The organism is Amycolatopsis vastitatis, assembly GCF_002234595.1.
In the GTDB taxonomy this organism is placed as follows: Bacteria; Actinomycetota; Actinomycetes; order Mycobacteriales; family Pseudonocardiaceae; genus Amycolatopsis; species Amycolatopsis vastitatis.
Genome location: NZ_NMUL01000007.1, coordinates 356,064 through 382,922 on the forward strand (window position 1 = coordinate 356,064; position 26,859 = coordinate 382,922).

The following is a 26,859-nucleotide window of genomic DNA, read 5'->3' on the forward strand; positions in this document are numbered from 1 at the left end:
CCTACTCGTACCGCGGGTCGGGTTCGCCGAACGCGGTGCCCTGGTCGATCGGTACCGGGTCGTAAGGGAAGTTGTCCGGCACCCAGGTGCCGGCCGACCCGATGGCCGTGCGGCCGGTGGTCTCGTCGCGGGCGAAGACGGTGCAGCTGCCCTCGGCGCGCCGGTAGCCGGTGTTGTGCGCGATCCGGCCGATCTCGTTGGCGGTCGTGGGCAGGTCGAGGTTCTTGTGGTCGTTGTAGTAGCGGATGTTGACCCGCGCGTTCGGGGTGAAGCCCTCCCCGTCGACCCGCAACATCCCGCTGTTCCGGTCGACCGTGATACTCGGCCGGAGTTCCGGCGGAGGCATCGCGGTGGCCACGCTGTAGGCGCCGCTGCGGCTGAAGTCGTGCGCGCCGCCGCTCGGGCACGTGCCGCCGGATTCGCCGTACACCAGGCACAGGCACGTGCAACACCAACGCCAACCGTCCTGTGAGGACGGCGGGATCGCGCCCAGGGGGACGCTGTATGGGCCGCTGCCTTCGAAATTGTGCGGACCGCCGGCCGCGCACCAGTCGCCGTCGCCGAATCCGCTGTAGCAGAGGCACTGGCACCGGTTGCACCATCGCCAGCCGGGCTGGCTACCTTCCGGAACGTCCACCATGGACACGAAGTACTCGCCACTGCCGCCGAAGTCGTGCGCGGAGTCGTGGACGCAGATGCCGTCGCCGAATCCGCTGTAGGCGAGTGAGGAGCACCGCGCGCACCAGCGCCACCCCGGCTGCATGCCCATCGCCACCTCCCCGATGACGCACCGCCCGACCCGCCGTCGGCTCGAGCCCTCGATGTGAGTCGCGACCACGAGCGAGCCCGTTACGGGCGGCGGCGGGCTTTCCGGCGGATCACCCGATCGAGGTGGACGATCCTGATGGAAGAGGGAGCAAGGCGTTCGACGGCGGCGACAAAGCCGTGTTCTTCGCCGAAAGTCACCTGGACCGCGTCGGCCTGCCCCGGTACGTCCGCTCCGGGCACTCACATCGGCAACTCCGCTCGAATCCGCAGGAAATGCGAACGCTCGGGACCGTCCTGTCAACGCGTCGAGTTCGCTCACGGCAACAGCACTTTGGCGTGCGAACCTCCAGATTGGTTACCAGTGCCGTTCCTGGGCAGTTTGTGGTCCAAAAACGCACTAGCTCCTCGGGGTGCCTCTGGCACCGGGTCGGAGGTGAGCAAACCGACTTCAGTTCGTGTTCACCTAGGACGGACCGGCGCCGTGCAGGTCGTTCAAGATGGCGGCGACCTCGCCGGGAATGGTCACCAATGCCATGTGGCCGGCGTCGAGCGTGACGATGTCGGCGCCGACGCGTTCACTCGAGCGGGCTTGCAACTCGGGCGGGTAGCACTGGTCGTCGGCCAGGTGGACGTAGGTCCGGGGGATGGGGAGTTCATACCCCGCCAGGTCCACTGGTTCGGCGAGCAGTGCTGCCGCGTCGTCGACCAGGCCGCCGAGGATGAACTCGGTCTGGTCTTCGTCGGCGTCGTTGCACAGCATCACCCGTGCTGCCTCGGCGCCGATCGAGTAGACGCCGCCGGCGATGCCCGCTTCGACGGCGGTCCGGACGTCCGGGTCGATCTGGTCGAGCACCCGTGTCCGGTCGTCGGGCACCACGGCGGACAACAGGACGACGTGCCGGATCCGGTCGGACAGCAGTGCCATCACGCGCGGGATGGTGACGCCACCGAACGAGTGGCCGACCAGCACGATGTCGGTCAGGTCGTGCTCGAGGATGTCGGCCGCGACGGCCTTGCCGCAGTCGTCCAGGGTGACCGTCTCGACGTCGACGTCGCCCCGGCGTCCGCGGCCGGGCAGGTCCACCGCCAGGGTGTCGCCGTCGAGCAGCGGGATCAGCCGGTCCCAGCAGGTGGCGCCGAAGGCAGCGCCGTGGATCAGCACGAACGACATCCGAGTCTCCTTCGCGACGGCGGCGGTGCGGAAAGCCGACCCGACGGAGACTAACTGAATTCAGCTCAGCTGGGAACGGCGTCGCGACGGCGCCGGAGGGCTCGCGGTGACGTCATGCCCCGGTGCGGGCGGCCGGATCGCCGGACCCCGCCGCCGGAGCTCGCGTCTCGGTGGTCCGGCTCAGGTTCGCCGCGCGTTTCTCGATTTCGTCGGCGGCCGGGTGCAGGTTGCCCGCCCGGTACAGGCCGATGGCCTGGTACCACGCCCCGAGCGCCTGGTCCGGGTGGCCCAGCGCCTGGTTGGCGTCGCCCATGGCGGCGAGCGTGGCCGCCTGGCGGTAGGTGTTGTCCAGGTGGCGCCACAGGGAAAGAGCGCGCCTCGACTGCTCCAGCGCCTCGCCGTGGTGGCCGGTTTCGCGGGCGATCGCGGCGAGGCTGTCCAATGCGTCGGCCTGGCCGTAGACGTCGCCGCGCTCGCGGCACCGGGCCAGCCCCGATTCGGCGTGGCTCCGCGCCTCGGCGTGGCGTCCCAGCCGGCTCAGGCACGCGCCGATCAGGCTGAACGCGCGCGCTTCCCACTTGCCGTCTTCGAGGACGCCGTACAGCTCCTGCGCGCTGATGGCGTGCTCCAGGGCCCGCTCGTCGTCCTTCTCGTTCGTCCAGTGCAGCGCCAGCACGAAGTGGACTCCCGCCTGGCCCAGCGTGTCGCCGATTTCTCCGGCCAGCGCCAGCGAACGGTTCAGGTGGGGCAACGCCTCGGCCGGCAGCCCGAACGGGCCGTAGACGAGGCCGAGGCGGCGGTGCGCGCGGGCCTGCACGGCCACGTCCCCGAGGCGCTCGGCGGCGGCCAGCCCGGCCAGCCACGACGTGATGTTGGCCTGGAGGTAACCGCGGCGGTAGTGGAAGTTGTCGAGCGTCCAGGCCAGCTGCCACACCCACGTGTCCCAGCCGGCGTCCTCGGCGGCCTGCCGCGCCGCGAGCACGCACTGGTGGTTGCGGTCGAACCAGGTCATCGCGGCCGTGTCGTCGGGCAGCGGGGCCGGGACGCAGCCCGGCGGCGGCTCGCCGACGTCGATCGGCGGGTGCTGCTGGTCGAGCAGGCGGCTGCCGCGGTGGCCGGTGTGCAGGTGGAAGCCGACCAGGCGGCGCAGCGCCGCGGTCCGGGCGGGTTCCGGCTCGCCGGCCAGTGCGGTGGCCTGCGCGTGCTGGCGGACCAGGTCGTGGAAGCGGAACCGGCCGGTCGCCGGCTGCTGCAGCAGGTGGTCGTCGACGAGGCTTTCCAGCAGCCGCTCGGCTTCCCCCGGAGCCACGGCGGCCAGCGCCGCGGCGGCGGGGACGTCGATGTCCGGGCCCGGGTTCAGGCCGAGCAGGCGGAACATGCGCTGCTGCGCCGCGTCCAGGTGCCGGTAGGACAGCGCGAACGCCGCGGCGACGTTGCGGTCGCCTGCGGAGAGCTCGGCCAGCGGCCGGCCCGCCTGGCGCAGCCGGTCGGCCAGGTGGGCCACAGTCCACGCGGGCCGGGTGCGCAGCCGCGCCGCCGCGATCCGGATGGCCAGCGGCAGGTGCCCGCACAACGCGATGACATCGCGGACGGCGTCGGCTTCGGCGGCGGGCCGGTCGTCGGCCACGATGCCGCTGAACAACGCGGCCGCGGTGGCCTCCGGCAGCACGTCCAGGGAGAGGGTGTGGACCGCGTCCAGGCCGACCAGGCGCCGTCGGCTGGTGATCAGCAGCAGCGTCCCCGGGCTGCCCGGCAGCAGCGGCCGGACCTGCGCGGCGTCCGCGGCGTTGTCCAGCACGACGAGTATCGAGCGGCCGGCGAGCTCCGCGCGCCAGAGCGCCGCGCGGGCGTCCGGTTCGTGGGGGATCCGGTCCGCGGCCACGCCGAGGGCGCGCAGCAGGGTGTCCAACGCCACCGCCGGGCTGGTCGGTGCCTGGCCGGAGGTGTGCCCGTGCAGGTCGATGAACAGCTGGGCGTCGCGGTAGTGCCCGGCGAGCCGGTGCGCGGCGTGGATGGCCAGCGTCGTCTTGCCGAAAACTTGTTTATGACACACGTGTTTTGTGACTGTCCCGGGTATGACCCGGACAGTCATTGACCCAAAGAATGCCATCATCTACCTGCGGTTGTCGGATCTCCGCGATGACGACCTGAACGAGAACGGCGACGGCGCGACGTTCAGCAGCCGAGAGGAGAAGGTCCGCGAGCTGGCGGAGCGTCTCGGCTGGACCGTGTTCAAGGTCATCATCGAAAACGACATCGATCGCAAGAACGGGAAGGCGCGGAATGCTTCGGCCTTCAAGCGGCGAAAAGTCACTCTTCCGGATGGCTCTGTCGTACTCCGCGTGGTACGCCCAGGGTTCCGGGAGATGCTGGACCACCTGCGCTCTGGACGCGCCCACGCGGTGCTCGCCGAGGACCTGGATCGCGTACTGCGGGATCCGCGCGACCTTGAGGACTTCATCGACATCGCCGAGGAGTTCAAGGTCAACGCGCGGTCGCTGTCGGGGTCGTTGACTATCACCGACGGCGGCACCGATGCCGAAATCACCTTGGCCCGCACGATGGTGGCGGTCAAGAACATGGAGAGCCGCGACAAGAGCCGACGGGTGACGGGAGCGCGGGAACGCCAGGCACGGGCCGGCATCTGGCACGGAGGTCGCCGCCCCTTCGGCTTCGAGAGCGACGGCGTCACCCACATCCCGGCCGAGGTCGGCGTGATCCGCCACTGCGCGAAGCGCGTCGTCCAGTTCAACCAGAAGACGAGGAAGCTCTGGAGCTTGCGCGCGCTTGCGGCCGAACTGGAACGCGGCGACGTCCCGACCGTCAGCGGGGTTCCCTGGTCCGCCGAGTTGCTTCGCAGCATCTTGATTCGCCCTCGCAACGCGGGTATCTCGATCTACAAGGGCCAGGCGGTCGGCAGGTTGCCCGGCCAGCCCATCCTCGCGATGGCCACGCACGAGGCGGTCGTGCGGGTGCTGACTGATCCTGGCCGGAACCTACTCGAGCCAGGTGTCGGCGCCGCTCCGAAGTGGCTTGGGTCGGGACTGTACTTGTGCGGTATCCACGACGACGGAACGGCGTGCCAGGTGAACCCCGGTTCTCGTGCGCCGCGGTACATCTGCCGTGCCGAGGCGCATCTGTCCCGCAACGCCGCTGCGCTCGACACCTACGTTCAGGCCGTCCTGCTCAACCGCATTCGGCAGGAGCCCCGGTTTGTCGAGGGTTTCATCTATCAGGCGACAGAAACCGAAGTGGACACCGAAGCACTGCGGTTCGAGGCTGCCAGCATCCGCGTCAACCTCGATGGCCTCGCCCAGGACCGCGCTCTCGGCATCATCGACCGCGCACAACTGCTCAGCGGAAGCAAGGCCGGTCAGGCGCGGCTTGCTGAGATCGACCGCATGTTGTCAGCGTGTGTCGTCGAATCACCGTTGACGTCGTTGCTCGGAGTCGACGATGTCGTCCCGGCATGGGAGGCGCAGCAGCTGAGCAGTCGGCGCTTCATCCTCGACACGCTCATGGAAGTCACGGTCAAGCCGACCCGTCGCGGGGTTCGGTTCAACCCGAGGGACGTCGCTATCCGGTTCCGCGAGGCGGGAGAGATGGACTTGGCTGCTGCGTAGCCATGCCGCCGAACGGGTATAGATCAACTTCGTGATGACGGGCACTCTCACTAGTCCGTTCGAAGTATCTCCGGCTCGATCGCGCGCGGAGGGGCCAGGAACTCCCAGGCCCCTCCGTTGGTCACTCTCCGTTTTCAAGCATCTGTTTTATACGCCGTTCGGGCTCACTCCTGCATCTCGGTTGCAGCGTGAAATAAGTAGCTGTTGAATCCGGACGTACCCCCGAAAGGGGGCTGGATGCACTAGAGGGGGTGTATCCGGCGATCGACCCGGACAGGAAGTGTTACCTCAGATGGGCCATGTTGCGCTGATCGTGGTCGTCGACGACGAGGAATGGGTGAGCGATAGGACTGTTACGGAGGGTAGGCGCGCGACGCTGTATCAGGTGGATCTCGACGCCGATGGTGGCGAACGCGACGTCCATCGGGTATTGAGCGTCCATCGTCGTACGTGCACCAGCGAAGAAGTGAGGCGGCAGAGCCATCCCCTCGGGGAGGAGGACGACGCCGCGACGGTTCGGGAATGGGCACGGCTCCGAGGGTTGCCGGTGAGCGCTCGCGGTCGCATTTCCAGCGAGATCCGCCGGCAGTACGACGAGGACCGCGCCGTTTCCGGCACGGTCGCCGATGCGGTGAACCGGGCCGCCGTCGAGAACGGAGACGGCGAGAACGTGGTTGAGATCACACAGCACCGGGGCAGCGCGGCGCGCGGGCGTAGGAGGTAGCCGGACTATGGCCCAGAAGATCCAGACCATCATCACCATCGTGGACGACCTCGACGGGTCCCAGGAGGCAACCACCAGCCGCACGTTTGATGTCGGGACCAGGCGCTTTGCGATCGACCTGTGCGACAGCAACGCCGACCAGTTCGACGCCGACTTCCGCGAGTGGACAACCGGCCTGAAGAAGCGGACATTCGCCATCGGCCGGAAGAGCTACACCCGTTGGCTTCGGCCCGACGAAGCTGAGCGGTTCGACGCCGCCTTTCGCGAGTGGACGACCGGTCTGAAAGAGCGGACGTTCGCCGTCGGCCAGAGGAGCTACACCCGTTGGCTTCCGCCCGACGAAGCTGAGCAGTTCGACCTCGCTGTGTCGCGGTGGATCAAGGCGGCAAAGCGTGTTAGCGGGAACAACGACGAGGAACCTCCCGAGTCGTCGGCGCCAGGCCGCGGACGTGAGCCGCTGGAGACAATCGTCCCGGTGCCGGTGAAGGGGCAGCAGTGGGAGCTGGACCCGCCCCGGCCGATCAGCAGGGCTACTACCCGGGCGTTCAACCTCGCGCGCCGGACAGTCCGGAACTGGGCGCGGAACAACGGCTGGCCCGACCTTGGCGAACGCGGCCGCATCCCTCGCGAAGCGTACGAACGATGGGTAGATGAGGTGTGGCTCGCGATGGACGATCCGTCGTGGGAACGCCTTGAACAGCAGCCGGTCCCCGCCCCGGCTAGCGCGCGGAGCCGGAAGCCCCGCCGCCGGAATTGAGCACCTGCACATCCCGATTGGACACCATGTCAGCCAACGACGAAACCGATGAGATCACCGACCCGGACGACTACGTGCGCAGCAATCCGGAGTTCGCCGCCTGCCGGAAACGGCACAACATGCCGCACGAAGACGAGGTGCCTCTCCTTGAGGCGTACAACGATCCAGAAGCGACACACGAGAGGCGGTTCACCTGCACTCGCTGCGGCTACGCCATCAGGAAGCGCTATCACATCGTGCTCCGGCGCGGCCGAGTCGTCAGCTACGTAAGGCTGAACGCACGCAGCCAGTATCCGGCCGGGTATGTCGCGAAGGGCGTCCGCATCTCCCGCAGCTACGTCGCGGAAGTCACTGACCGGCAGGCGTTGGAGGAGCAGGCTGCAACGGCCGCGTCGCCAAGCACACACGGACGTGCGAGGGCAACGTCCACACGGGCCGGACGGCGTCGACCAGGCCGGAAGGCCGTCGCCGCGTGAGCAACAGCACCCTTCTGGACAGCCCATGGCAGATGTGGGCGCGGACGTACGTGCTCCTGCTGGTCCGGCTCCGCAAGCCGCGCGGAGTCCGGCTCCTGCTGGACGATGGGCGATCGGTCCCGTGTCGCTGCCGGTTCGAGGGCGTTGCGGACAGCGGCGAGGTGATCTGGTCGGCCAGGCCGGAGACCGGCGAGCGCGTGCCCGCCGCGCATCTCGACAGCGTCGAGGTGGACGACATGCCCACAGGCGCGGTAATCCACCTTGGCGCGAAGCTGGCAGGCTGGAGGTGCCCGAGCTGCGGGACGTTGACCTACGACCCGACCAGCGCCCGGGAAGCCTCCTGCTGCGTCTGCCGGCCGAACGGCATGCCATGAGCGAGCCCGAACCCCATGTGGATGACGGCGACCGGCGGCCCTGGCACATGCGTTTGTTCTGCGCGACCGCGCTTCTGTTGGTCGGCGTCGGGTCCGTGACCGCCGCTGCGTCGACGAGCGCATGGTGGTGGGGAGCGCCTGGATACGCGTGCTTGTCATTGGTCCCAGCGCTGATCTTCGACGCGGTTGTCGACGAGGTGCTGCGGCACGGCAAGGGCCGATAAGGACCACCCCGCTTTCCCGACTACGGCGGGGTGAAAGGGGATCACGAGTGTCGGAGGGGCATCGGCCGGGATCTCAACCCTGACCCGGACAGGTTGGATAAGGAAGATCTCGGTCGTTACTCGTAATCCCCGACGGAGCTCGGCGGGTCGAGCAGGTGGCGACTCGCCGAGCTTCCGTTAACGCCATTTACTTACCAAAATTATCCGGCGATCAGGAGGACAATTCTTTCCGTGAGATCGAACGCCAGCAGGTAGTTGAGCGGGTGCTTACTTAGAGGTTCACCTGGAGGCGGTGTTCGCATCGGGCCGAGAACACGCTAGAGTGGCCTACGTCGGTCCGTTCAATGTACCTGTCCGGGTCATATGTATGGGTTACCGACAGACAGCCCCCGGCGTTCGCGCCGGGGGCTGTCCTGCGTTCGGGGGTCCACCAGCAGGCCACCTGGATCTTGAGAGTTTCGGGTCACCGTTATTGTCCGCCTTCGCACCGGCCACCTAGGATTGCTTGGCACCCCAAACCTCTGGGGCGCGAGGACCCGGACAGCCCTCTCCGTTCCCGCCTCGGCGGCCTTGCTCGCATGACCTGCCTCACCCGGCCACTCTCCATGCGGCCGGGTCGGCGGCGATCGCGCGGCAACCCTCCCGAGATGGGAACTACAAGGGAATCTCTGTAACCCATACAAGACAGAACAGGACCCGGACAAAGCAATGACTTCCAATCAGAACGCCGTCATTGGCGCGCGCAAAAAAGTGTACATCGAGATATCTGGATCGAGTCTCGATCCACGTTTCGAAGCATGTCTCGGGGAAATGAACGGCAAGTACGTCGAACCTCGCTTCACGCGCGAAGTCGCCGAAGAGGTCGTTGCCTGGACCAATCGGCTCGCCGACCGTAGCGACGAATCCCCGATCTGCGAGTGGACGCCCGAGGGCTACGTCCTGCTCTTCACCGCCGATCGGCCGTTCGAGCCGTCCGAAGTGGTCCAGCCAGACGACAAGGGTTTGTACGCCCTGGGGTTCGGCTGGGCGTGGCAGGCCGAGGAGGTCGAGCAGTGACCGACTTGCAGGCCCTCGTTGTCACCCCGGACGGCGAGATCGAGGAGAAGTACCTGCCCGCGTCCACGATGGACTTCCTGGACGCGCTGCATGCCACGATCAACTGCGACACCGCCGAAGCTGTGCGCCTTGGGCCGGACGGCCGCCGCGCCACGATGTGGGTGGATGTGGACGCCCGCCTGCCGATGGCGAACGACTACGCCACGGCGCTCGTGTTCGCCTTCAACGGTGACGTCCACCAGCGGTACTACGGGACAGCCGTGTTCCTAGGTGCCCCGGATCGCGCCGGGGACGACACGAGCCTCCCGGACGAGGCAGCGATCTTCCTCCGGCACGTGATGTTCCGGATTAAGCGCGGCAACCTCTCCGTCCGCAACTTCCGTGAGGGGGACTTCTGATGGCCGAGCAGTCCAACGTGGTGCACGCCGAGCTGTACGCGTTCGAGGTCGGCGGTCTGTCACTTTCCGGGTCGGTTACCGGTCGCGGCGACGGCCGATGCACGGTTCGCGGCAGCTTCGAGGACACCACGGACACGAACGCACATCGGTTCGAGTTCCGCGCGGTCCCCCGGCAGGCGTTCGCGGACCTGTTCCGGTCGTTCGCGGACAACATCGCTCCTGCCCATGATGGCGCGTACAGCTTCTGGTGCGAGCTGCACGTCGCCGAGCTGGAAGGGCGGCCAGTCTTCAGTCTTGACGAGGATGCCGGCACCTGGCAGATCAGCCTCGACGAGATGGAGTGCACTCACACAGACCAGGAACAGACCTGTCGCTCGACCTGGCACATGGGCTTCGTCGCATTGGACGGTGGTCACCAGTGACCGGTGAAGGCGGCCTCGCTCGCATGATCCGCGAAATGGTGGTGTTTTCGTGGCCATCCCAGGCAGCACAGTATCCGCAGTCGGGTCCGCCTGGAATCAGCTACTTCCGTGGTGACGTCTCGGAATCGTTCGGGTCGGGAGCCTATGTGGACTGTCTCCTGATGCGCGACGTCGACGGGGTCTTGGTCGGCATTCTGAACCACTACCCCCAGGACCTTCCACCTCACGAGCGGGCCGGGGCGGTGAGCATCCGAGTGCGACCCGACCGGCAACGACGCGGGATCGGTACTCATTTGCTTAAGGAGGCGATGACTCGTTGGCGGGTGCAGATTTACCGACAGCGGTTCACCCCGTCCGGCGCCGCGTTCGCCGAAGCACTCCTGCGGCGTGAGGTAGTTCTGCCGGAGGACCTCCAGTGATGTGCTCGATCGCTGACCCAGACGGCGACACGGCGACCTCGTGCACCCAGGCTGCGGAGTACGTCGTCTTCTACTTCAAGGACGGGTCCGATGGCCTGCACGCCTGCGCCGCCCATCTCAGCTGCGCCGTGGACCGACTTTTCGGCCCCACGCGAAGGAAGTCGGTCAGCGTCGCACGAATCGACGCGCATGACATGGCCGACACCGGCGAAGGAGAGAGGCTGTGGTGATGCGGGAGATCACTGTGTCTGACGACGTTTACCATCAGGTTCGCCTGCTGGCCAACGCATGGCAGCTGTCCAATAACGACGCCCTAGCAAGGCTTCTGGACCAGCTCCGCTCCCATGCGCCTTCCGGGGGCGAAGCAGCCGTCGAGCTGGGTTCGTCTTCGAGAGCACCGTACGACCCGTTGCCGCCCGGCACATCCAACGTCGTCGTCCCGGTGTTTGCCCGGTATCTCGGCAAATTCATCGAGGCGAACTTCCACTGGCCCAGCAACAACATCGAGATCACATCCGGTCCCTGCGCAGGGAAGCGGTTCCGAAGCCCAAGCGGTGCCGCGACGGAGATCGTCAAGACCGTCAATCCCGGCATCAAGCCCAACCGGAACGGCTGGGACTTCTTCCAGAAGCAGAGGGGGCTTTCCCTGCGCGAAGTCCGCGTGCAACTGGCGGAGGCTCAGCGTTGATTCCGTCGCCCGGTTCCCCGACCCGGGAGCCGGGCGTGCGGTGTCCACGGTGGACGGTGGACGACCCGGACAGGGACGAAAGGTACGACAAACATGCAGATCGACATGCCACCCGCGCTCGCGCGACGACCGGTGCATCGGAACGGCCCCCTGCCGATTCCGTGGGCGAACGAGTACGACGAGCCGAAGGGGGTCGCGCGCGCGGACTTCACCACTGTCAACAACGACCGCATCATCGAGGCGGCCGAAAGTGGACTCTGTGGCGCGTGCGGCGAAGAGCTGGACCACTGGGTCGCCTTCGTCGGCAGCCTCCAGAGCGCCCAGCTCCACTCATTCGGATTTCCCCCCATGCATGAGAAGTGTGCCCGTTACGCACTCTTGGTGTGCCCACACATCGCGCAAGCCCAGCCCCGAAGGGTGCCACGTGAAAGCAGCTACGCACGCCGCCGAGATGTCCCCCAGTTCTGGGATGAACGCCGTCCGACGACCTGGGTCCTCGGCATCACGCATGACTTCAAGTTGCTCGACGTCATGGGCTACCCGGTGTTCTTCGCGGCACCGTTCAAGGAGGAGCACGTCTTCAACTACGACGAACACGGGCAACTGCACCAGGTGATCTGACCCGTTCTGCGCGGACTCCGCCGCTCACCTCGTTCGCAGGTGAGCGCGCGGTGTCCATACAGGACAGATATGGCCCGGACATGACCGAAGGGACCGGCAAGATGAGCAGCAGGCGACAGTCGATCGGTGAAGAGCGGTACTCGGATGCCGACGCAGATCTGATCCGCCGGCAGATCGGCGGGACGCTCCTAGCGGAGATCGGGGCACGCAACTTCGTTGGCATGGAAGACGGATTGATGTTCGCCTTCGGTCCCACCAGGAGCAGCAAGGTCCGCAAGATCATCGTCAAGTTGAACGCTGCTGACCTGTACGTGAGCGAGGTCGGCTACCTCAAGCGACCCGAGTACTCCTGGGACGTCGTGGACCAGGCGTTCGATGTGCACGTGGACGCACTACGCGAGACGGTAAGGCGGCTCGCGGCTCGCGGGCTCGACGTATGAGCGCCCGCGTCCATCTTGGATCGTCGCTGCCAGAGGGACACGACGACGCGGATCACCAGGGGCGCGGCAAGGGACGCCCTTCAATTGGCGGCGAGATCCGTCAGGAACTAGGCGACGACCTCAAGGCCGAGGTCGAAACCTACGCCCTAGACCACAACACCAGACGGGCGGCGGCAATCCGCAAGCTGGTCCGGCGAGGGCTCGACCTCGAACTCGACCCGATGGCCCGCATGGTCGTCGTCGATGGTGACGAGCTGAACGTCCTGCTCACCCACCTCCACGGGGACGGTGTCCACCGTGTGCGGTTCGCCTTCGACGACGGCTTGAAAGTCAAAGTCAACGAAGAGCAATGGTCGATTTCGTTCGGACACCAACACGACAGCGCATCCGCAGATAGGCAGTGACCACGATGGAAAATGAATCTCGGGCGTTCCTGCGCAAAATCATGCGCGAATGCCCCCTGCCCTACGGCACCCGTGTACGCGTGACCGGGCCGATGCCGAACGAGCCGGACCCGCTCCCGATTGGCACGGAGGGCACGGTCATCGGGGGAAACGGCGGTCAGTTGTCAATGCGTTGGGACAACGGCAGGGCGCTGATGCTGCTGGTGGACCGCGACCCGTACGAAGTCACCGGCGTGGACGTCGACGAGTTCGTCAGCAGGGTGCGCCGCGCCGTGCCGGAGCTTCAGGACCTCCATCTGTCCTGCAGCGGCGGCCACCTGGTTCTCGGCTTGATCCAGGTCCACCGCGAGCAGCGAGGGAAGGGAATCGCCGAGCTGGTCATGCGGCTGGTCACCGAGCTGGCAGACGTCCACGGGCTGATCCTCTCCGCCAACACCTCACCACCCGAGTCCGAGCGGCGGAGAGTCAAGGTCACCCCGCTCAGGCACTGGCTCGGCCGTCACGGGTTCTGGCTGAACCGCGACAGCCGCCGCAGGGCGGACGTCAGCGAACGCTTCTACCGGCTGCCACAAGCCGCCCAGGTCACCGGCCCGCGGCACACGCGCACTAGCGGGCCGAGGTGACGGCCGCCGTGATCAGCCCGGCGGCCAATGTGACCGCCCTCGAGGACGGGGTGACCGAGCTGCCGGACGACCAGCTGCGGGACCTGGCGGCCGCGCTGGACAACCTGGCAGCCCGGGTTCGAGCCGAACGGGACGCCCGCTGGCGTGGCCGAGCCACCCCACGACCGCCGAGCGAGTTCCGGACGGCCGCGTCATGCACGTTCTGCCGGCGGGTCTACCTCGCCGATCTCATCTCGGTCCACCTGGTGATGGACCACAAGCGTGATCTACAGACCTGGCGCAGCGGGCCGCGTTGACCATCACAGATCTCGAAGGGCACGCTCAACGCGGACACAGGCCCCGTGCTGGGCCAAACCGGACAGGAGGAACGTTGACTACCCAAACGCCCGACGAAGGTAGGGGGAAGCGTCGTCGTCGACGCTGGCCATGGGTCGCCGGGGCCGTCGTGGTCCTGGCGATCGTGGCATTGGGCATCATCGGCGCGAACACCCGCAAGACCGACGACAATACAGCGGCGAGCCCGCCGCCCTCGGCTCCGGCCACTTCATCCACCCCGTCTCCGCCGCCAAGCACCACCGCACCCGTCGCCTCGGCGACAGTCTCGACCCCCGGGCGGACCAGCGCCGCCCCGACGACAGCCGCACCCAGCCTCACCGACGCCCTTCGGGCGACCTTCCGCACCGACCACAGCAGCCAGCCGTGGTTCACGAAGATCAGCAGCGTCGACCTCGACGGCCAAGCCGTCATCGGTCGGTCCACGCTGGCCAAGGGGGATCAGGCCGCGGTCGCCGCCTGCGAGGCGCTGCGCAGCTCCGCGACGAGGACACCGGTGAACTTCCAATCGGTGGCCGTCCGGGACACCCAGGACCGAACCCTCGCCCACTGGAGCGGCCTAACGGGGGATGCTGCGTGCACGGCCTGACGACCAGCCCAGCCCAGCTCAGCTAAAACGGCATCTCGACGAGCCCCCGGCACCGTTAGTGCCGGGGGCTCTCGCCGTCCGCCGAGGGGGGAGGGATGCGAACGGCGTTCCATGCGTCGCAGCGCACAGTTCCACCGTTACATCAGTCGATAGGGTCGTCGTCAACCGGGAGTGCCCGCATCCAGAAAGGTTGGTCGATGGTCGGCATCCGTTACCTGGTCATCGACCCCGACGGCTCGGTAGCCGCCGGACACGCGTCCACCCCAGACGAGTTCGCGGATGTGCTTCGAGCTCACGTTGGTGACGCGCCCGACGTTGAACGCATCGACGTCGACGTTGACCTGACGATGTACCGCTGTCGCCGGGCGTTCCCCCCAGCACCGGCCAACCTGGTCGCCGCCGTGGTCGTCACGGCCCACTGGGGGCGAGCACCCGAGCAGTACACCGGCACGGTCGTCTTCTCGGGCGGCGGTCCAAACGGACACGAGTTCGCTACGCTTTCTGACGACGCCGAGAGGTATGTGCGCGGGCTAGCAGCCTTCGCGTGCAGGCGGTCCGGGCTGCCTGGCGGTACGCCAAGGTAGACCCACGACAATCCCCTGACCAGGGCTTTGGCCGCCTGTCACCTGCGAGTAGACACCACCCGGTAGCCTTGAAATGCCCGGAGTACCGGGGCTGCACTCAGTGTGGCCGCGCAGGCCACTCGGCGACGGATTAGGTGGTTGCGATGGAAGACGGCGAGTACATCGGCCAGCGCGTCCGTGAGCTTCGGATCTGGCGCGGATTGAGCCTGGAGGTGACGGCACAGCTTGCCGGGATCTCCTACGGATACCTTGGCCAAATCGAACGCAACGAGAAGCCCGTTGCTCGTCGTCAGACCCTGGAAGGCATCGCGCGAGCGCTGAAAGTCCACCCTGGGGAGTTCACCAACAGGCCGCTCGGGCCTGGCAGCACGGTCAGCAGCGCCGCTCACGCCCACCTTGAAGCAATCGAAGCGGTCCTCACGGAGTACTGGCCCGGCGAAGTGCCGGACGATGCGCCGACTCGTCCCTGGAAGCAAGTGCGTGCCGAATTGACGAAGTTGATCGACGAGCTGAGGCCGCAGTCGCAGTACGAAGCCATGGCCGAGCTGGTTCCCAACCTCATCCGCGATCTTCTTCGTCACGCTGGCAAGCCTCGGCAGCGGTCAGCAGCTCTAAAGGGCCTCATCGGCACCTATCACGCGACAGGGCGGGTCACGTCGGCCCTCAATGCCGCCCACCTCGGCCACCTTGCTGCCGAACGGGTTTCGCAGACGGCCAAGTTGCTCGAAGATCCCGAATGGCTCGGCGTCGCGTCCTGGACCCGTGCACACTACATCTCGTCGCTTTCCCGAAATCGGCAGTACGAGCTCGCCGTCGAAGCCACGGACGCCCCCGGCAGCCGACTCGAATCCCGGGGCATGTCGCATCTCACGGCAGCGCTCGCGAAAGCCGCGCAGGGCGACGAGGACACGGCGAAGGCTCATCTTGCCGAGGCCGGCGATATGGCGACCAGCCTCGGACTGGCAAACAGTGCATGGGGTGCCGGGACGATGAACTTCGGCACGTCCAACGTCGGCATCTGGCGGGTGACTCTCGGCGTCGAACTGGGCGCCGGGGCCGGGATCGCCGAGGTCGCGCGCGATGTTGAGTGGCAGTCGATCTCGATCTCACGTCAAGGTGCGTACTGGATGGAGCTTGGACGTGGCCTGGTGGAGGACAAGCGAACGGTCAAGGCGGGCCTCGAAGCGTTCCTCAAGGCCGAAGAACTGACCCCTGAACAATTCCATGCCAACGCATTTGTTCGAGATGCTGTCGTGACGATGCTTGGCAAGGCTCGACGCGATGCCGGAGGCGTTGAGCTGCGAGGACTCGCGTATCGGCTCGGTGTCGCACCCGTCTGACGCTACACCAATCGGGTGAAACTGCCCCGGTTTGTACTTCTAGTACAAGAACTGCGCCCGTGGGCTTCTAACGTCTAACTCCCATACAGGAGGTTAGGCGATGAACACGGAGCGCAGCGCTATGCTGGTCAGCCTGGGCGTCTACGACGACCCGGACGTTGACACCAGCACCGTGCGAGACGCTCTGGCGATTATCAAAGTGATCGATGAAGGCCAGTTCGTCTACAAAGGACGCGGCCAAGGAAGCATGGACCTGTTCTTTCGGCGGTTCTCCGGCTTCTATGTCGATCACCTGTGGCTTGACACCGCACGCGACGGTGTCTCGCTTGGCTTGCGCTATGAGCGTCGCGGCTACCCCTGGCCGAAAGGCAACGAGCCGGAGCCGCTGCGGATTGCAGGCCCCGGAACGATAGTCGACGTCGTGCGTGTAGTCGTCGATGAATGGATCGTCCTCCTGTAACACCACGTTTTCCGACCTGGGTGCAGGTGCCCCCGCCCTGCACCCCGGTCGGTTCCAAGTTTCCTGAGGTGTCTGCACATGTATGCCATAACTGTCCCGCTTCGTGCGCGCGACAAATGGGGAGGCCAAGCATGAGTCTCCTGGCTTGGAGCGACTTGCCAGCGGAGCTGCGCGAGGGCGTAGAAGCACGTCTCGAAGCGAAGATAAGCTCCACAGTAGACAGCATGGGTCACGGACCGCACGACTACTCCGGCACCGTGTTCTCGGCGATCGGGTCGGCATACGTTGTCGCCGTCGATCAGGCCAACCGGGTTGGAGTGCAAGCATTACAGCGCGAGCTTCGCGTCAATCGCTTTCTGCGCCCCATTGCTCCACGCTGCATTTGGACGTTCGAAAGTATGACGTGGACCGTTGCCGGGTTCGAGTCCGTAATCGGCGAGCGGCCCAACCTCGGTCCAGGCTCAGCGGACCTCGTGCCAGTAGTGCGCATGCTCGTCGACTTGACGGAAACCGGTGCGTCATACCTGCGCCCCGGAGACGAGTCCATCCTCCGTCACGCTGCCCAGTTCGAGAGCCTGGCGTCTCGACTGTCTCGGGAGTCGGCATGGCGCACGCTCACAACCAACTCTCCCCGGGTGCTGGACCCATGGGATCGCCGTCGCGCCAGTCAATTCGTCGAACACGAGCTACTGCTGTTTGACGTCCTCAGCGGTGGGCTGTGTGCAGTGCATGGCAACGTCTCGTCGTCGTCCGTGCTGTTGACCGCCTCCGGTCCTCGGTTAACCGGCTGGCATGACGTCGCAAAGGCGCCCGACTGGGTCGACCCAGCCGTCTTCGCGGTTCACCTTGTCGCCGACGGACACAGTCCCGAGGATGCCGAGGGCTGGGTGGCGCAAGTCCCGGCATGGAAGAAAGCCAGCACCGACAGCATTGACGCGTTTGCCGTGTCGCTACTGGGCCGATGGCTACTGGCCGGTCGATCGGTCAAGCTGAAAACTGCCGTTCGCCAGTATGTCAAATATCGGCTTGAGCGAAGACAGTGACTCGCGGGGCATCCAGCTACGAAGGAAGCCCTGCCGAACAGACCCACTTGATTCCCGTGCAGTCGAATGCGGCAAACCGTCCCCTCCACGAGTGGATCGCAAGCCAGTTGCCGACTGCCGTGCTTCCACGAACGATCCATTGGCCACAACGGGACCCGGACAAGCAGCCCTAGCACTGCGCCGACAACGACCAGGAGAAGTTGCCATGCCCAGTGGACGCCACGCCGCCGACGCCGCGACACGTCCGTCCTACGCGGACAGCTGGAACGAAGAATGGCGAAGAAACCTTCTGCCCCCGCCTGGACGCATTGGGCACGGAGGCTTGGTCTTGCTGATCCTCGGATGTGGCCTGGTCGTCGGCGCAGCCTTCGTCTTGGTTGTGGTGTTCACACGACTATTCCTCGGACTTCCGCTATGAGTGAAGGCATTCGCGTGGAGTCGTACATCTCGGTCCCTGGGGGTACCGAGATCACCCTCGACCTTCAGCCCGCAGACGGGAAGGTCGAGATCCAGCTAGGCACAACGTTTGGCGTTACTGACACGTCACTGGTGCGCATCGCGTTCGATGACCCTGAGACACTCACCAAGCTTGTCAAGGTAGCAATGTCTGCGCGCGCCGCGCTAATGGCAGAGCTTGGAAGGCAAGTGTCAGCCGGTGCTACATCGGACGTGGTGTCACTCCCGACTGGAAATGGCTATAGCAAACCAGTTTTCGGCACGTACGAAGAGCTGGGCGACACCTAATGCGGCACGGGTCGCCCGGTTTAGCTTTCGGCGTGGCGGCAGAACCTCCGACCTCCAGGAGGCCGGAGTCCTGTTAAACCGAAGAGAAAGTGGACTGTTGAGAATCAAATCCTTAGTCGCCACAACGGGTATCGCACTCGCCGCCACGGCGGGCGCGGGGGTGGCGAGCGCGGACGTCCAGCCGAACCTCGTGGGTGGGCACGCCGCCACGGTCGCGACGCCGTGGATGGCGTCGCTCCAATACACCGCACCGGACTACGGCATCACCGAACCGCGCCACACCTGCGGCGGCGAACTGATCTTCGCCGACACGATCGTCACCAATGCTCACTGCGTGACCGATCCGCCCGCCGACGTCGCCAAGGCCGGCAAGAATGTCCTGCGCTTCTCCACGTCGGACCGCAAGCCCGTCCCCACCGAGGCGAAGCGGTTCATCGTCCGGATCGGCTCACACGACCGCACCCAGGGCGGCGAGACGGCGACCGTGACGCACATCGAAGTGAACCCCGGCTGGGCCTGGGGCGCACCGAACGCGCCGAAATGCAAGGTTCAGCAGCCGCGGCTGGTGAACCCCATCTGCGACATCGCCGTGCTGAAGCTCGACCACCCCGTCAACTCCCAGACGATCCAGATCGCGCCGCGTGCCGCCCAGCCGGGCGACCGCGTGGAACTGTACGGCTGGGGCGACAACACGCCGGACCCCACGCCCAACCTTCCGACGCAACTCCAGCAGCTCACGACCAAGGTCGTTCCGCCTGCCCGGTGCACCGACGCCGGTCAGACACCCGATGAGATCTGCACCGACAACCCCAACGGCACGGACGGCCCCGGCGGCGGCGACTCCGGCGGCCCAGCCGTGAAGTACGTGAAGGGCATTCCGCTGTTGGTCGGCGGATGCAGTCGTGCGGCGACGCAGTACCCGGGTGTCGACGAGACCGTCTACACCAGCACTCCGGACTTCCGCAGCTGGATCTACGACACGGCGCGCGGCGCGCCCGTAGCCGCGTAGCGCAATAGCGCCGCGCCCGGCCCGACCGCCGGGCGCGGCGCGTCCCTGGCGCCTCTGTCGCCGTGGGCGTAATGCTCCTACGCGCATGTTCGATCTTCTCTAAATACGGCCCTACAGTCGAGAAGAGCTGACTTTCAGATGCAACCGAAACCGTATGCCGGGTTCGAAGATCTCACAACGGAGCCGGAGACGTCCAATGTCGACGCTTATGCGGATCCGATCACTGGCGACGCCTATGGAGAGCTGATCAGGGACGCGTACGAATCAGACTTCGCCCACCATTCCATCTACCACGTATACGAGTTCGATGACGGCATGGTGAACGTACGCAACGTCCGGTACATGTTCCGGCCGCCTGTCGAGTGGCGTCCCGGCGACCTATGGGCGCTGGAGCGCGCATCGGGCGAATGCTTGGATATCGGGATGGGCGCTGGACGGGTGTGCCTCGCGCTCCAGGAGCGGGGACTGCAGGCCACCGGATTTGATCGGTCCGCGGGCGCTGTGAAGGTTGCGTATGAGCGTGGAGTTCATCAAGCGCACGTCGGCGAAGTCGCCGACATGGAGAACAAATTTCGGCCCGCATCGTTCGATACCATCTTCATGCTGGGCCTAGGACTCGGGCTGCTCGGCAGCCCCGAGATGGCTCCGCGCATCCTTCGCACACTGCACAACATTACGGCGCCCGGCGGCAGTATTCTCGGTGAGGGCAGCTCGCCGGTTGCCCCTGACAACCCGCGGAACATCGCGTATCTGGAGAAGAACAGAGCGCGCGGATGGATGCCCGGCCAAAACATTCATCGACTGCGGTACAGGCAGTGGGCCACTCCTTGGACACCCCTGTTCTTCGCCGAGCCTGACGTTCTCGCCCGGCTGATCGAGCCGCACGGCTGGTTGATGGGCGAGGTGTTCAACGTCGACTCGTTGTCGTATGTGGCCGAGATCCATCGGCTCGACAACTTGCCCTGACCTGTACGCCACGCGAGTGACAGAAGCTCCGTGCTGACATGCTACCGCAGTCGCACGGCTACAGTTAGTGACCGACTTGACGATTGGAGACCGACGCCGTGACCGCAGCACTGGACTTCACAGCCTTCTCTGACGAACCCGTGGCATCCCACAGTCCACGGTTCCCGCTGTCTCGAGGAGCAGTTACCTCGGGTCCCGACGAGGTTCCGTCACCTGCGGGCGTTCGCCCGTGGGGACTACGGCGGATGGCACCGATCGAGTTCCACGGGACTCCGAGCCCGGTCGGAGACTTCGATCCCGTGCGCCAAATCCGTGTCGACAGTGAAGGCCGGCCACTGCTCGAAATGGGTCCCCCGACCGCACCCACCACCGGCAGCACGGACGGTTCAGAAGGGGACCCGTCCGAGGACTATCACAACGACTGACATGTCCGTACTCATCTTGGCCGACGAGCGGGACCCGAGCGCCGACACGATGGTGCTCGCCCTCCAAGACCGCGGAGCCGAGGTGTACCGGTTGAACACTGCCTGGTTCCCCGCGCAACTGAGCATCTCCGCCCGGCTGCGTGGGGACCGCTGGACGGGCAACCTTCGCACCGAACACCACATCGTCGAACTGGAAGAAATTGAGGCGATCTGGTATCGCTCGCCAAAGGCGTACCAATTTCCAGCTTCCCTGAACACCGCCGAGCGTGAGCACGCGAATGTCGAGGCCAAGTACGGGCTCGGCGGCGTGCTGATGGCGCTTCCGGTGTTGTGGGTCAATCATCCGGCGCGTCTGGCGGACTCCGGCTACAAGCCGTACCAGCTCGCTGTCGCTGCGCGGTGCGGCCTGCGGGTTGCCGACACGCTGATCACCAACCACCCGGAGTCCGTCCTCCGCTTCGCAGGCGAGGGAACGACGGTCAACAAGATGCTCGGCGCGGTCTCGATCGTTGAGGGAGGGTTGCGGAGGTTCGCGCACACCCGCGCCATGGACGCGGCGGACCTGTCTGACCTGCGCGGCGTCGAGATCACGGCGCACCAGTTCCAGCGATGGGCGCCAAAGGCGCACGAGGCGCGCATGTTCGTCATCGGCGGGCATGTGACCACCGCCGCGATCTACTCGCACACCGAATCGGCGCACGTCGACTGGCGCACCGGATATGACACCAACACGTACGAGCTGGTCACGCCGCCACCGGAGGTCGCCGAGAGCGTTCACCATCTCATGGCAGACCTGGGCCTCGTCTACGGTGCACTCGACTTCGTGATCGGCCCAGACGATACTTGGACGTTTTTGGAGATCAACGCGGGAGGCCAGTACGGCTGGATTGAAGACGAGACCGGAGCACCACTGACTAGCCAACTTGCCGACCTCCTCATGAGAGGCCCCCAATGACCACGACCGCATCAGACTGGACCAAATACGCGCGGGGGCTCGCCGACCTAATGCAGGAACGCGGCGACATCGTCTCGCCTGCTTGGCACGCCGCCGTCGCTGGCGTGCCGCGCCATACCTTCGTGCAACGCGCGTACGAACAGGACAACACCGGCCAGTGGATGAACTGGGAGACCTCCGAACACTGGGACCGCGTATACGCGACCCGAACGCTGGTCACAGCCTTGGACAGCCGACGCGGATATCCCGAGCCCTCCTCGTCGAGCACAAATCCTGAGCTGATGGTGCGAATGCTCGAAATGCTCGACATCCACGACGGGTACCGTGTCCTGGAGATCGGCACCGGAACCGGCTACAACGCCGCCCTACTGTCTCACCGCCTTGGCGATGCCCGGGTCTTCTCGGTCGACATCGACCCGGAGCTGGTCACACTCGCCGGTCAGCGACTTAGCAGCGCGGGGTTCCGGCCTACCCTCGCCGCCGTCGACGGGCAAGCCGGGTTACCAGAGCACGCGCCATACGACCGGATCATCTCGACGTGTTCGGTCCCTGCTGTCCCGGCGTCCTGGGCCGGGCAACTCGCGTCCGGTGGTGCGGTCCTCGTTGACCTGAAACTCGCCATCAGCGCCGGGAACCTCGTTCACCTTCACCGCCAAGACGACGGCGCGCTGGAGGGGCGTTTCGCCACCAGGTGGGCATCGTTCATGGCGATGCGTCACGAAAACGACGAATCCGTCTCAGTCCCTCGCGTCGAGGAGACAGACGGAGGACGGTCGTACACCACTGCCGCGCCGGTCCCGCCCTGGAATTCGCCGGTGGTGTGGTTTCTCGCGCAGCTTGGCGGCCTTCCCCGCGAGGTGGAGTTCGGTGTGCTGCTCGACCCCGAAACACGACAACCGTACGCAGCCAGCCTCGCCGCGCCGGACGGATCATGGACGCGCGTCAACCTCGCCGACCAAACTGTGACCGAGGCCGGCAGTACCTCGCTGTGGGAACCAGTCGAGTGGGCCAACCGCCTGTGGACCGAAGCTAGCCAGCCAGGCTGGGAACGGCTGGGCCTGACAGTCGACACGCACGGCGAAAACACGGTCTGGCTCGACGAACCCGACGGCGAGCACCGCTGGACGATCGCCGGTTCATGACTTCTGCCCTCGGGAATGCATGCCGACACTCGGCGAGTGGGTCCCTAGCCAGGCTGCCACAGACGGGTGCAGGTTGGCCCTGTGCGGCCTGAGAACCGGCCCGGCCCGGCGCGGGGTCGGGCCGGACACAACACGGCCCCTGGCCCGTATGAACCCGGATCAGGGTGCCGTGTTGTGCAGCCGCTGACCACACCACGAAGGGTAAGCCCCCGGACCCGATCAGGAGTCCAGGAGCCTCCGGCTGAGTTGTAGTCGTACGGCGTTGCTAGACCCTGGTCGGGCCGGTGAGCGGGGGCTCAGTGTCCACGGGGGCCAGCTGAGCCCCAGCGTCGTTGCGCGGGTCAGCTACTGGGGTCACCAGTGGTTCGGCGCGGTTGAGGATGTGCACCTGGGCCAGGACGGCGGTCACGGCCGTGACGATGGTGGCCAGGGCCGCGACGACGTTGTTGGCGACTGTGGCTTGCTCGGCGTTGAGGACCCCGAAGGACACTGCGGCGATGACGAGGGTCCCCGAGCACGGTCTTCCAGGCGCCTCCACGGATTGCATCGAGGATCGGACGCGGCCGGCCCCTGGGGTTGCTGTTCGCCGGGGTCACCGGACCTCCTCCTGGCTCTTCGAACAACTCCTGCTCCCTCTGGTCAGCCCAATGTCGATCTCGAAAGGTTTAATTGCGCCAGCGCGTAGCCATGTGTCTTGACAGGTACTCACACGAGGGTTGGCCGTTGCCTGGTCTAAGATCAAATTCCGTACCCATACAATGCCTGCATGACGAGCCTTGGACAGGGTGATTTCTGGAACAAAGTCCTAATTGTGGCAATTCTCACCGTCGGAGTGCCCTACCTGGTTAATCAGATGCCGTCAATGAAAGGCTTGATCACAAAGGGAGCTCGGGCTGCGTCAGCCGTGACGAGATTGAGTGCAAAAACCAACAAAATTGTTGCATATGTGATGTTAATTACCGCCACAGTAGCGATCGCGATCGTTGTCACTTTACCGAATACGCCAAACACCTCTGAGCGGGCAGCAGCTCCACCTATCGACCCGGCGGCGAGTTCCCCGATGATGACGCCTAATCGTTCCCTGACTCCTTCGGATACGAATTCTTCTGTCGTCTATCCCGTTGACTCAAAGACGTATCTGCCGCCGCCAGTTCCTGGCTTGACCATTCAAAAAGGGCAAACTGTCCACTTTGCCCAAGAAAGCAAGGGTGAGACTTGGAACTGCGCTGCTGGTGAAACTGTGGCATCGGGAATCGAAGGGACAAAGCAGAAAGCCTCGGACGATCCAAGTAAGCCCGATGACTGGCTTTCGTTTGTAGTACCCAATGAGAACATATGCAGGCTGATTGGTAAAATCGGAAACGGAGCATGGAAAGCCATCGGCGCAGACTTTGCGATAACTGCCGACACTTCGGGCACCCTTGTCCTAATGGTTAACGAACTGCCGCCAGACAAATGTAAATATCCAACACCGCCACCTCCGCCAAACCTTACATGTTACAAAGATAACGCAGGCAAGATTGCTGTCGTAATCACCGTGTCTCCTTAATTCGTATATAGGTTTCTGGTCAAATTATCATCAGCCGACAATGTCGATTTCGAAGGGCTCGTTCGAGCTGTATTCCAGGTCAGCCCATACCGCGCCGGGTAGCGCGTAGCGGCGATGGGTGGTGACCTTGGGGTCGAAGCCCGGTTCCAACTTCGGGTTGTGCCCGATGCCAGCCTTATTGCTTCCCCACGCGAAGATGTTGCCCAGCCAAACCGGGTTCGCTGCGACGCCGGACCCGTCGATACGCGGCCGGATGATGATGGCAGCGGTGTCGCTTCCGGACAGCAGCAGCCGGACCGCTGTCGTGTTCTTGCTGACGTCGATGGTCCTGCGCTCCATCAGCTCGGTTACCTTCCTGGTCGCGGTCGAGGGAGTGGAGCCGTCGCCGGATGGCGCGGCTGTGGTGAAGGGCTTGAGGATGAGCACTCGGTCGGTGCTGATGCCGCCGACTCGGGGCTGGACGTTGTTGTCCTGCCAGCCATTGACGAAGTCCCGGACTGCGGAGCGTGAGCCACACTGGACGAAGAAGTCGACGTGCCCGCGTGCGGCGTCGATTGCGTCGGCGAAGCCGTACGCGCCGGTCCGCCCCCGGCCGAGGATGCTCACCGCCCCGTCGAGGTAGTTCTGCCACTCGCGCGCGGTGACGGTCGGCGGGTGCGCCGGGTCGTTGAACCACCTGTCACAGCAGAACAGGATGACCCCGTTGAAGCCGAGCCACTGGGCACCGGCGAGCGCACGCCGGGCGTTGGCCTGTCCTCCGGCGAACCCGCCGTGCGGGTCGTCGTAGCCGTTCTCGAAGTACATCGCCTGCATGGCGAGTCCACTGCGGACGAGGTCGTCGTACTCGGCCTTGTCAGTGTGCTTCGTCCGGAGGTTGGCGGGCGCGTCGATGTAGCGGATGACGCCGCTGGGGTGTTCGCCGGACGGGCCGACCGCGGTCGCCTTGATGGTGGCGGCGGCGAGTCGCTTGGCGCTGTAGTCGATCCACCAGGTGGCCATCGACAGACCTTTCAGTTCGTGGGTGGTGGGCTGGTTTCGGTCGACGTCGGGGTCTCGGATGGCAGCGGCGTAGTCGTCACGACGCACTGCCAGGTGTCGGCGACGCCGCCATCGGCGAGGACCACGCGCAGCTGTGCGAAGGTGCCGCCCCGTGGGCACAGCGCCGTGGGGTTGGCTTGCAGGTAGCCGACGAAGGCGGCCTCGATCTCGTTGCGGGTCGGAGTGTGCCCGTCCTGACCGTCCTGACCGTCCTGTCCGGCCGCGCCTCTCGGGCCTGGCTCCCCGGCGGGGCCGGGCGGCCCGGAGGGTGGCGGGCTCGTGGCGAAGTACCCGGCCAGTGACGCCGCGAGCTGCTGCGCGGTCGGCGCCTGAGGGGCCGGCGGGTTGGCGGCCAGGTAGCGAGCGACGGCCTGTCCGAGATCGCTTGTGGACGGCTGGGGTGTCGGCATGGAGGCGAGGACGCGCGCGGTCGCGGCCGCGATGATGACTTCGCTGTCGTCGACCTTGCCGGGCTCGGGGATCGGGACCGGCGTCTGGCCGCGCTGGGTGAGTTCAGCGTTGGCCTGGTCGCCTTGGGCTTTGGACTGCTCGGCTTGCTGACGGAGGGCAGCGACGGCCGCGTCGGTCGACTCGGCGCGTCCGTACAGATTCAGCACCGCGACGCCGGTGGCGAGCGCGACCATCAGCGACACCAGGAAGCACGCCAGGACGCCCCACTTCCAGGCGCGCCGGAACTCGGCGCGCGCGGCCTGCCGGGCTTGGCGTGGTGCCTCCTCGGCCACCTCGAGCACGCCTTGGCGCAGCTCGTTCATCCCGGTGGGGAGGTCTTCGTGAGTCATCAGTCCGCCCACCCTCGCCGTCTGAGTTCGGCCTCTCGGCTGGCGAGAACTTCCTGGAGGCGGGCGACTTCGCGGGTGCTGTCGTCGCGCTGCCGCCGGAGGTCGCGAAGGGATTCCTCGATCATGTCGAGCGCCTTGTCTGTCCGTTGCCCGGAGGCGGGCAACGCGGGTGAGTCAGCAGATGGCTTGGCCCGTTGCTTGATCTTTTCCACGGCCGCCGGCATCAGAGCGGTGAGCAGAGTGACCAGGGCGGCGAAGATGGCGAGGGTGGCGGCCAGCCAGGGCGGGCCGACCGGCGTCGCCTCGGCGGCGAGCTGCACGGCGACAGGACCCCTTCCGTGGTCACCAGCGGCCTGCTGTGCTCGGCGCTATTCCGGCAGCGGGGGTGCGCCCGCGATGGTGTCCCAGACGGAGTTCACGGTGAACTGCACGTCCCCGTCCGTGGAGGCCATGGTGATGACGGGGTTGGTGGCGACGGCCCACGCGAACCGGGTGCCGTAGTTGGAGGGGTCGGCGAACACGTTGGTGGCCAGAGCGCGCCGCAGCTGAGAACGGGCCGGGTTGTTCGAGTCCTGAGCCTCGGCGCCGACGTCCTTCGCGGCGGTGGACACAGCGGCCTGCACGCGGCGGACGAACGGCGGGAACGAAGCGAGTTCGGCGCTCTCAGCGAGGGTTGAGGCCATGGATTTCCTTT

34 protein-coding genes are annotated in these 26,859 nt (G+C 65.8%); 26 read left to right on the top strand and 8 right to left on the bottom strand.

Annotated features, from left to right (window positions below; translation table 11 throughout):
- Window position 1: 1 nt before the first annotated feature.
- The 3 genes from CF165_RS08755 to CF165_RS08765 all read right to left on the bottom strand — a co-directional run bounded on the left by CF165_RS08755 (window position 2) and on the right by CF165_RS08765 (window position 3,992).
- Entirely contained in the window at window positions 2-769 is a 768-nt protein-coding gene (locus tag CF165_RS08755) for a hypothetical protein (protein ID WP_143268488.1), read from the bottom strand.
- 462 nt (window positions 770-1,231) lie between these two features.
- Window positions 1,232-1,939, bottom strand: coding sequence for an alpha/beta fold hydrolase (locus CF165_RS08760; RefSeq protein WP_093946916.1), 708 nt, complete (start codon window positions 1,937-1,939; stop codon window positions 1,232-1,234).
- A gap of 112 nt (window positions 1,940-2,051) precedes the next feature.
- Window positions 2,052-3,992, bottom strand: coding sequence for an ATP-binding protein (locus CF165_RS08765; RefSeq protein WP_240521509.1), 1,941 nt, complete (start codon window positions 3,990-3,992; stop codon window positions 2,052-2,054).
- A 22-nt stretch (window positions 3,993-4,014) separates the two neighbouring features.
- Here CF165_RS08765 and CF165_RS08770 point away from each other — a divergent pair, with 22 nt between their 5' ends.
- The 25 genes from CF165_RS08770 to CF165_RS08890 all read left to right on the top strand — a co-directional run bounded on the left by CF165_RS08770 (window position 4,015) and on the right by CF165_RS08890 (window position 22,778).
- Window positions 4,015-5,562, top strand: a complete 1,548-nt coding sequence (locus CF165_RS08770; RefSeq protein ID WP_093946917.1) for a recombinase family protein — start codon at window positions 4,015-4,017, stop codon at window positions 5,560-5,562.
- 313 nt (window positions 5,563-5,875) lie between these two features.
- Window positions 5,876-6,286, top strand: coding sequence for an Lsr2 family DNA-binding protein (locus CF165_RS08775; protein WP_158226748.1), 411 nt, complete (start codon window positions 5,876-5,878; stop codon window positions 6,284-6,286).
- A 7-nt stretch (window positions 6,287-6,293) separates the two neighbouring features.
- Complete coding sequence (locus CF165_RS08780) at window positions 6,294-7,043, top strand: Lsr2 dimerization domain-containing protein (RefSeq protein WP_093946919.1); 750 nt, start codon at window positions 6,294-6,296, stop codon at window positions 7,041-7,043.
- Between the two features lie 26 nt (window positions 7,044-7,069).
- Window positions 7,070-7,519 carry a hypothetical protein gene (locus CF165_RS50020; protein WP_143268490.1) on the top strand — a complete coding sequence of 150 codons (450 nt, stop codon included), beginning with the start codon at window positions 7,070-7,072 and terminating at the stop codon, window positions 7,517-7,519.
- Window positions 7,516-7,893, top strand: a complete 378-nt coding sequence (locus tag CF165_RS08785) for a hypothetical protein (RefSeq protein WP_093946920.1) — start codon at window positions 7,516-7,518, stop codon at window positions 7,891-7,893. The genes CF165_RS50020 and CF165_RS08785 overlap by 4 nt, the downstream gene beginning before the upstream one ends.
- Before the next feature lie 932 nt (window positions 7,894-8,825).
- Entirely contained in the window at window positions 8,826-9,173 is a 348-nt protein-coding gene (locus CF165_RS51105; protein WP_158226749.1) for a hypothetical protein, read from the top strand.
- Entirely contained in the window at window positions 9,170-9,571 is a 402-nt protein-coding gene (locus CF165_RS08800; RefSeq protein ID WP_093946923.1) for a DUF3846 domain-containing protein, read from the top strand. The genes CF165_RS51105 and CF165_RS08800 overlap by 4 nt, the downstream gene beginning before the upstream one ends.
- A complete protein-coding gene (locus tag CF165_RS08805; RefSeq protein WP_093946924.1) occupies window positions 9,571-9,993 on the top strand; it encodes a hypothetical protein in 423 nt (140 codons plus the stop codon). The genes CF165_RS08800 and CF165_RS08805 overlap by 1 nt, the downstream gene beginning before the upstream one ends.
- Window positions 9,990-10,412, top strand: coding sequence for a GNAT family N-acetyltransferase (locus tag CF165_RS08810; RefSeq protein ID WP_093946925.1), 423 nt, complete (start codon window positions 9,990-9,992; stop codon window positions 10,410-10,412). Before CF165_RS08805 ends, CF165_RS08810 begins: the two co-directional genes overlap by 4 nt.
- Before the next feature lie 223 nt (window positions 10,413-10,635).
- Window positions 10,636-11,100 (top strand): hypothetical protein, encoded by a 465-nt coding sequence (locus CF165_RS08820; protein ID WP_093946927.1) that lies wholly within the window; start codon window positions 10,636-10,638, stop codon window positions 11,098-11,100.
- Window positions 11,101-11,193: 93 nt separating this feature from the next.
- Window positions 11,194-11,721: a hypothetical protein gene (locus CF165_RS08825; RefSeq protein WP_093946928.1), complete on the top strand. Its 528-nt coding sequence runs from the start codon at window positions 11,194-11,196 to the stop codon at window positions 11,719-11,721.
- A gap of 80 nt (window positions 11,722-11,801) precedes the next feature.
- A complete protein-coding gene (locus CF165_RS08830; protein WP_143268493.1) occupies window positions 11,802-12,161 on the top strand; it encodes a hypothetical protein in 360 nt (119 codons plus the stop codon).
- Window positions 12,158-12,565 (top strand): hypothetical protein, encoded by a 408-nt coding sequence (locus CF165_RS50025; protein WP_143268494.1) that lies wholly within the window; start codon window positions 12,158-12,160, stop codon window positions 12,563-12,565. Before CF165_RS08830 ends, CF165_RS50025 begins: the two co-directional genes overlap by 4 nt.
- Window positions 12,562-13,188: a DUF4314 domain-containing protein gene (locus tag CF165_RS08840; RefSeq protein ID WP_093946931.1), complete on the top strand. Its 627-nt coding sequence runs from the start codon at window positions 12,562-12,564 to the stop codon at window positions 13,186-13,188. Before CF165_RS50025 ends, CF165_RS08840 begins: the two co-directional genes overlap by 4 nt.
- Window positions 13,185-13,484, top strand: a complete 300-nt coding sequence (locus CF165_RS08845; protein ID WP_093946932.1) for a hypothetical protein — start codon at window positions 13,185-13,187, stop codon at window positions 13,482-13,484. The genes CF165_RS08840 and CF165_RS08845 overlap by 4 nt, the downstream gene beginning before the upstream one ends.
- A 164-nt stretch (window positions 13,485-13,648) precedes the next feature.
- Window positions 13,649-14,110: a hypothetical protein gene (locus CF165_RS08850; RefSeq protein WP_158226750.1), complete on the top strand. Its 462-nt coding sequence runs from the start codon at window positions 13,649-13,651 to the stop codon at window positions 14,108-14,110.
- A gap of 197 nt (window positions 14,111-14,307) precedes the next feature.
- Window positions 14,308-14,694, top strand: a complete 387-nt coding sequence (locus tag CF165_RS08855; RefSeq protein ID WP_093946934.1) for a hypothetical protein — start codon at window positions 14,308-14,310, stop codon at window positions 14,692-14,694.
- Window positions 14,695-14,837: 143 nt separating this feature from the next.
- Window positions 14,838-16,034 carry a helix-turn-helix domain-containing protein gene (locus CF165_RS08860; protein ID WP_093946935.1) on the top strand — a complete coding sequence of 399 codons (1,197 nt, stop codon included), beginning with the start codon at window positions 14,838-14,840 and terminating at the stop codon, window positions 16,032-16,034.
- A 100-nt stretch (window positions 16,035-16,134) separates the two neighbouring features.
- Complete coding sequence (locus CF165_RS08865; RefSeq protein ID WP_093946936.1) at window positions 16,135-16,494, top strand: hypothetical protein; 360 nt, start codon at window positions 16,135-16,137, stop codon at window positions 16,492-16,494.
- Between the two features lie 131 nt (window positions 16,495-16,625).
- Window positions 16,626-17,537, top strand: coding sequence for a hypothetical protein (locus CF165_RS50030; RefSeq protein WP_143268495.1), 912 nt, complete (start codon window positions 16,626-16,628; stop codon window positions 17,535-17,537).
- 841 nt (window positions 17,538-18,378) lie between these two features.
- Complete coding sequence (locus CF165_RS08870) at window positions 18,379-19,290, top strand: S1 family peptidase (protein ID WP_240521510.1); 912 nt, start codon at window positions 18,379-18,381, stop codon at window positions 19,288-19,290.
- A 138-nt stretch (window positions 19,291-19,428) separates the two neighbouring features.
- The gene (locus tag CF165_RS08875; protein WP_093946938.1) at window positions 19,429-20,256 is read left to right on the top strand and encodes a class I SAM-dependent methyltransferase; all 828 of its coding nucleotides are present in this window, start codon (window positions 19,429-19,431) and stop codon (window positions 20,254-20,256) included.
- A gap of 140 nt (window positions 20,257-20,396) precedes the next feature.
- Window positions 20,397-20,681: a putative ATP-grasp-modified RiPP gene (gene tgmA, locus CF165_RS53780; RefSeq protein ID WP_369126859.1), complete on the top strand. Its 285-nt coding sequence runs from the start codon at window positions 20,397-20,399 to the stop codon at window positions 20,679-20,681.
- A 1-nt stretch (window position 20,682) separates the two neighbouring features.
- Window positions 20,683-21,636 (top strand): ATP-grasp ribosomal peptide maturase, encoded by a 954-nt coding sequence (tgmB, locus tag CF165_RS08885; protein ID WP_093946940.1) that lies wholly within the window; start codon window positions 20,683-20,685, stop codon window positions 21,634-21,636.
- On the top strand, window positions 21,633-22,778 hold the full coding sequence (locus CF165_RS08890) for a methyltransferase domain-containing protein (RefSeq protein ID WP_093946941.1): 1,146 nt from the start codon (window positions 21,633-21,635) through the stop codon (window positions 22,776-22,778). The genes tgmB and CF165_RS08890 overlap by 4 nt, the downstream gene beginning before the upstream one ends.
- A 265-nt stretch (window positions 22,779-23,043) precedes the next feature.
- Here CF165_RS08890 and CF165_RS08895 read toward each other — a convergent pair whose 3' ends face one another.
- On the bottom strand, window positions 23,044-23,268 hold the full coding sequence (locus tag CF165_RS08895) for a hypothetical protein (protein ID WP_093946942.1): 225 nt from the start codon (window positions 23,266-23,268) through the stop codon (window positions 23,044-23,046).
- 276 nt (window positions 23,269-23,544) lie between these two features.
- On the opposite strand from CF165_RS08895, the gene CF165_RS50035 reads away from it, so the two are divergent.
- Window positions 23,545-24,327 (top strand): hypothetical protein, encoded by a 783-nt coding sequence (locus tag CF165_RS50035; RefSeq protein WP_143268496.1) that lies wholly within the window; start codon window positions 23,545-23,547, stop codon window positions 24,325-24,327.
- A gap of 30 nt (window positions 24,328-24,357) precedes the next feature.
- On the opposite strand, the gene CF165_RS08900 is transcribed toward CF165_RS50035, so the two are convergent.
- Genes CF165_RS08900 through CF165_RS08915 form a run of 4 tightly spaced genes read right to left on the bottom strand, consistent with a single transcriptional unit; the run spans window position 24,358 to window position 26,848 of the window.
- Window positions 24,358-25,326, bottom strand: coding sequence for a glycoside hydrolase domain-containing protein (locus CF165_RS08900; protein WP_093946943.1), 969 nt, complete (start codon window positions 25,324-25,326; stop codon window positions 24,358-24,360).
- An 11-nt stretch (window positions 25,327-25,337) separates the two neighbouring features.
- A complete protein-coding gene (locus tag CF165_RS08905; RefSeq protein WP_143268498.1) occupies window positions 25,338-26,165 on the bottom strand; it encodes a hypothetical protein in 828 nt (275 codons plus the stop codon).
- Window positions 26,165-26,485: a hypothetical protein gene (locus CF165_RS08910; RefSeq protein ID WP_093946945.1), complete on the bottom strand. Its 321-nt coding sequence runs from the start codon at window positions 26,483-26,485 to the stop codon at window positions 26,165-26,167. Before CF165_RS08910 ends, CF165_RS08905 begins: the two co-directional genes overlap by 1 nt.
- Before the next feature lie 48 nt (window positions 26,486-26,533).
- A complete protein-coding gene (locus CF165_RS08915; protein ID WP_093946946.1) occupies window positions 26,534-26,848 on the bottom strand; it encodes a hypothetical protein in 315 nt (104 codons plus the stop codon).
- Window positions 26,849-26,859 lie beyond the last annotated feature (11 nt).

Excerpts from the sequence above, each read along its gene's own strand:
- CF165_RS08755 (WP_143268488.1), bottom strand. The coding sequence starts at position 769 with ATGGGCATGCAGCCGGGGTGGCGCTGGTGCGCGCGGTGCTCCTCACTC.
- CF165_RS08760 (WP_093946916.1), bottom strand. The coding sequence starts at position 1,939 with ATGTCGTTCGTGCTGATCCACGGCGCTGCCTTCGGCGCCACCTGCTGG.
- CF165_RS08770 (WP_093946917.1), top strand. The coding sequence starts at position 4,015 with ATGACCCGGACAGTCATTGACCCAAAGAATGCCATCATCTACCTGCGG.
- CF165_RS08780 (WP_093946919.1), top strand. The coding sequence starts at position 6,294 with ATGGCCCAGAAGATCCAGACCATCATCACCATCGTGGACGACCTCGAC.
- CF165_RS50020 (WP_143268490.1), top strand. The coding sequence starts at position 7,070 with ATGTCAGCCAACGACGAAACCGATGAGATCACCGACCCGGACGACTAC.
- CF165_RS51105 (WP_158226749.1), top strand. The coding sequence starts at position 8,826 with ATGACTTCCAATCAGAACGCCGTCATTGGCGCGCGCAAAAAAGTGTAC.
- CF165_RS08805 (WP_093946924.1), top strand. The coding sequence starts at position 9,571 with ATGGCCGAGCAGTCCAACGTGGTGCACGCCGAGCTGTACGCGTTCGAG.
- CF165_RS08825 (WP_093946928.1), top strand. The coding sequence starts at position 11,194 with ATGCAGATCGACATGCCACCCGCGCTCGCGCGACGACCGGTGCATCGG.
- CF165_RS08830 (WP_143268493.1), top strand. The coding sequence starts at position 11,802 with ATGACCGAAGGGACCGGCAAGATGAGCAGCAGGCGACAGTCGATCGGT.
- CF165_RS50025 (WP_143268494.1), top strand. The coding sequence starts at position 12,158 with ATGAGCGCCCGCGTCCATCTTGGATCGTCGCTGCCAGAGGGACACGAC.
- CF165_RS08855 (WP_093946934.1), top strand. The coding sequence starts at position 14,308 with ATGGTCGGCATCCGTTACCTGGTCATCGACCCCGACGGCTCGGTAGCC.
- CF165_RS08860 (WP_093946935.1), top strand. The coding sequence starts at position 14,838 with ATGGAAGACGGCGAGTACATCGGCCAGCGCGTCCGTGAGCTTCGGATC.
- CF165_RS08865 (WP_093946936.1), top strand. The coding sequence starts at position 16,135 with ATGAACACGGAGCGCAGCGCTATGCTGGTCAGCCTGGGCGTCTACGAC.
- CF165_RS50030 (WP_143268495.1), top strand. The coding sequence starts at position 16,626 with ATGAGTCTCCTGGCTTGGAGCGACTTGCCAGCGGAGCTGCGCGAGGGC.
- CF165_RS08875 (WP_093946938.1), top strand. The coding sequence starts at position 19,429 with ATGCAACCGAAACCGTATGCCGGGTTCGAAGATCTCACAACGGAGCCG.
- tgmB (WP_093946940.1), top strand. The coding sequence starts at position 20,683 with ATGTCCGTACTCATCTTGGCCGACGAGCGGGACCCGAGCGCCGACACG.
- CF165_RS08890 (WP_093946941.1), top strand. The coding sequence starts at position 21,633 with ATGACCACGACCGCATCAGACTGGACCAAATACGCGCGGGGGCTCGCC.
- CF165_RS50035 (WP_143268496.1), top strand. The coding sequence starts at position 23,545 with ATGACGAGCCTTGGACAGGGTGATTTCTGGAACAAAGTCCTAATTGTG.
- CF165_RS08900 (WP_093946943.1), bottom strand. The coding sequence starts at position 25,326 with ATGGCCACCTGGTGGATCGACTACAGCGCCAAGCGACTCGCCGCCGCC.
- CF165_RS08905 (WP_143268498.1), bottom strand. The coding sequence starts at position 26,165 with ATGACTCACGAAGACCTCCCCACCGGGATGAACGAGCTGCGCCAAGGC.
- CF165_RS08915 (WP_093946946.1), bottom strand. The coding sequence starts at position 26,848 with ATGGCCTCAACCCTCGCTGAGAGCGCCGAACTCGCTTCGTTCCCGCCG.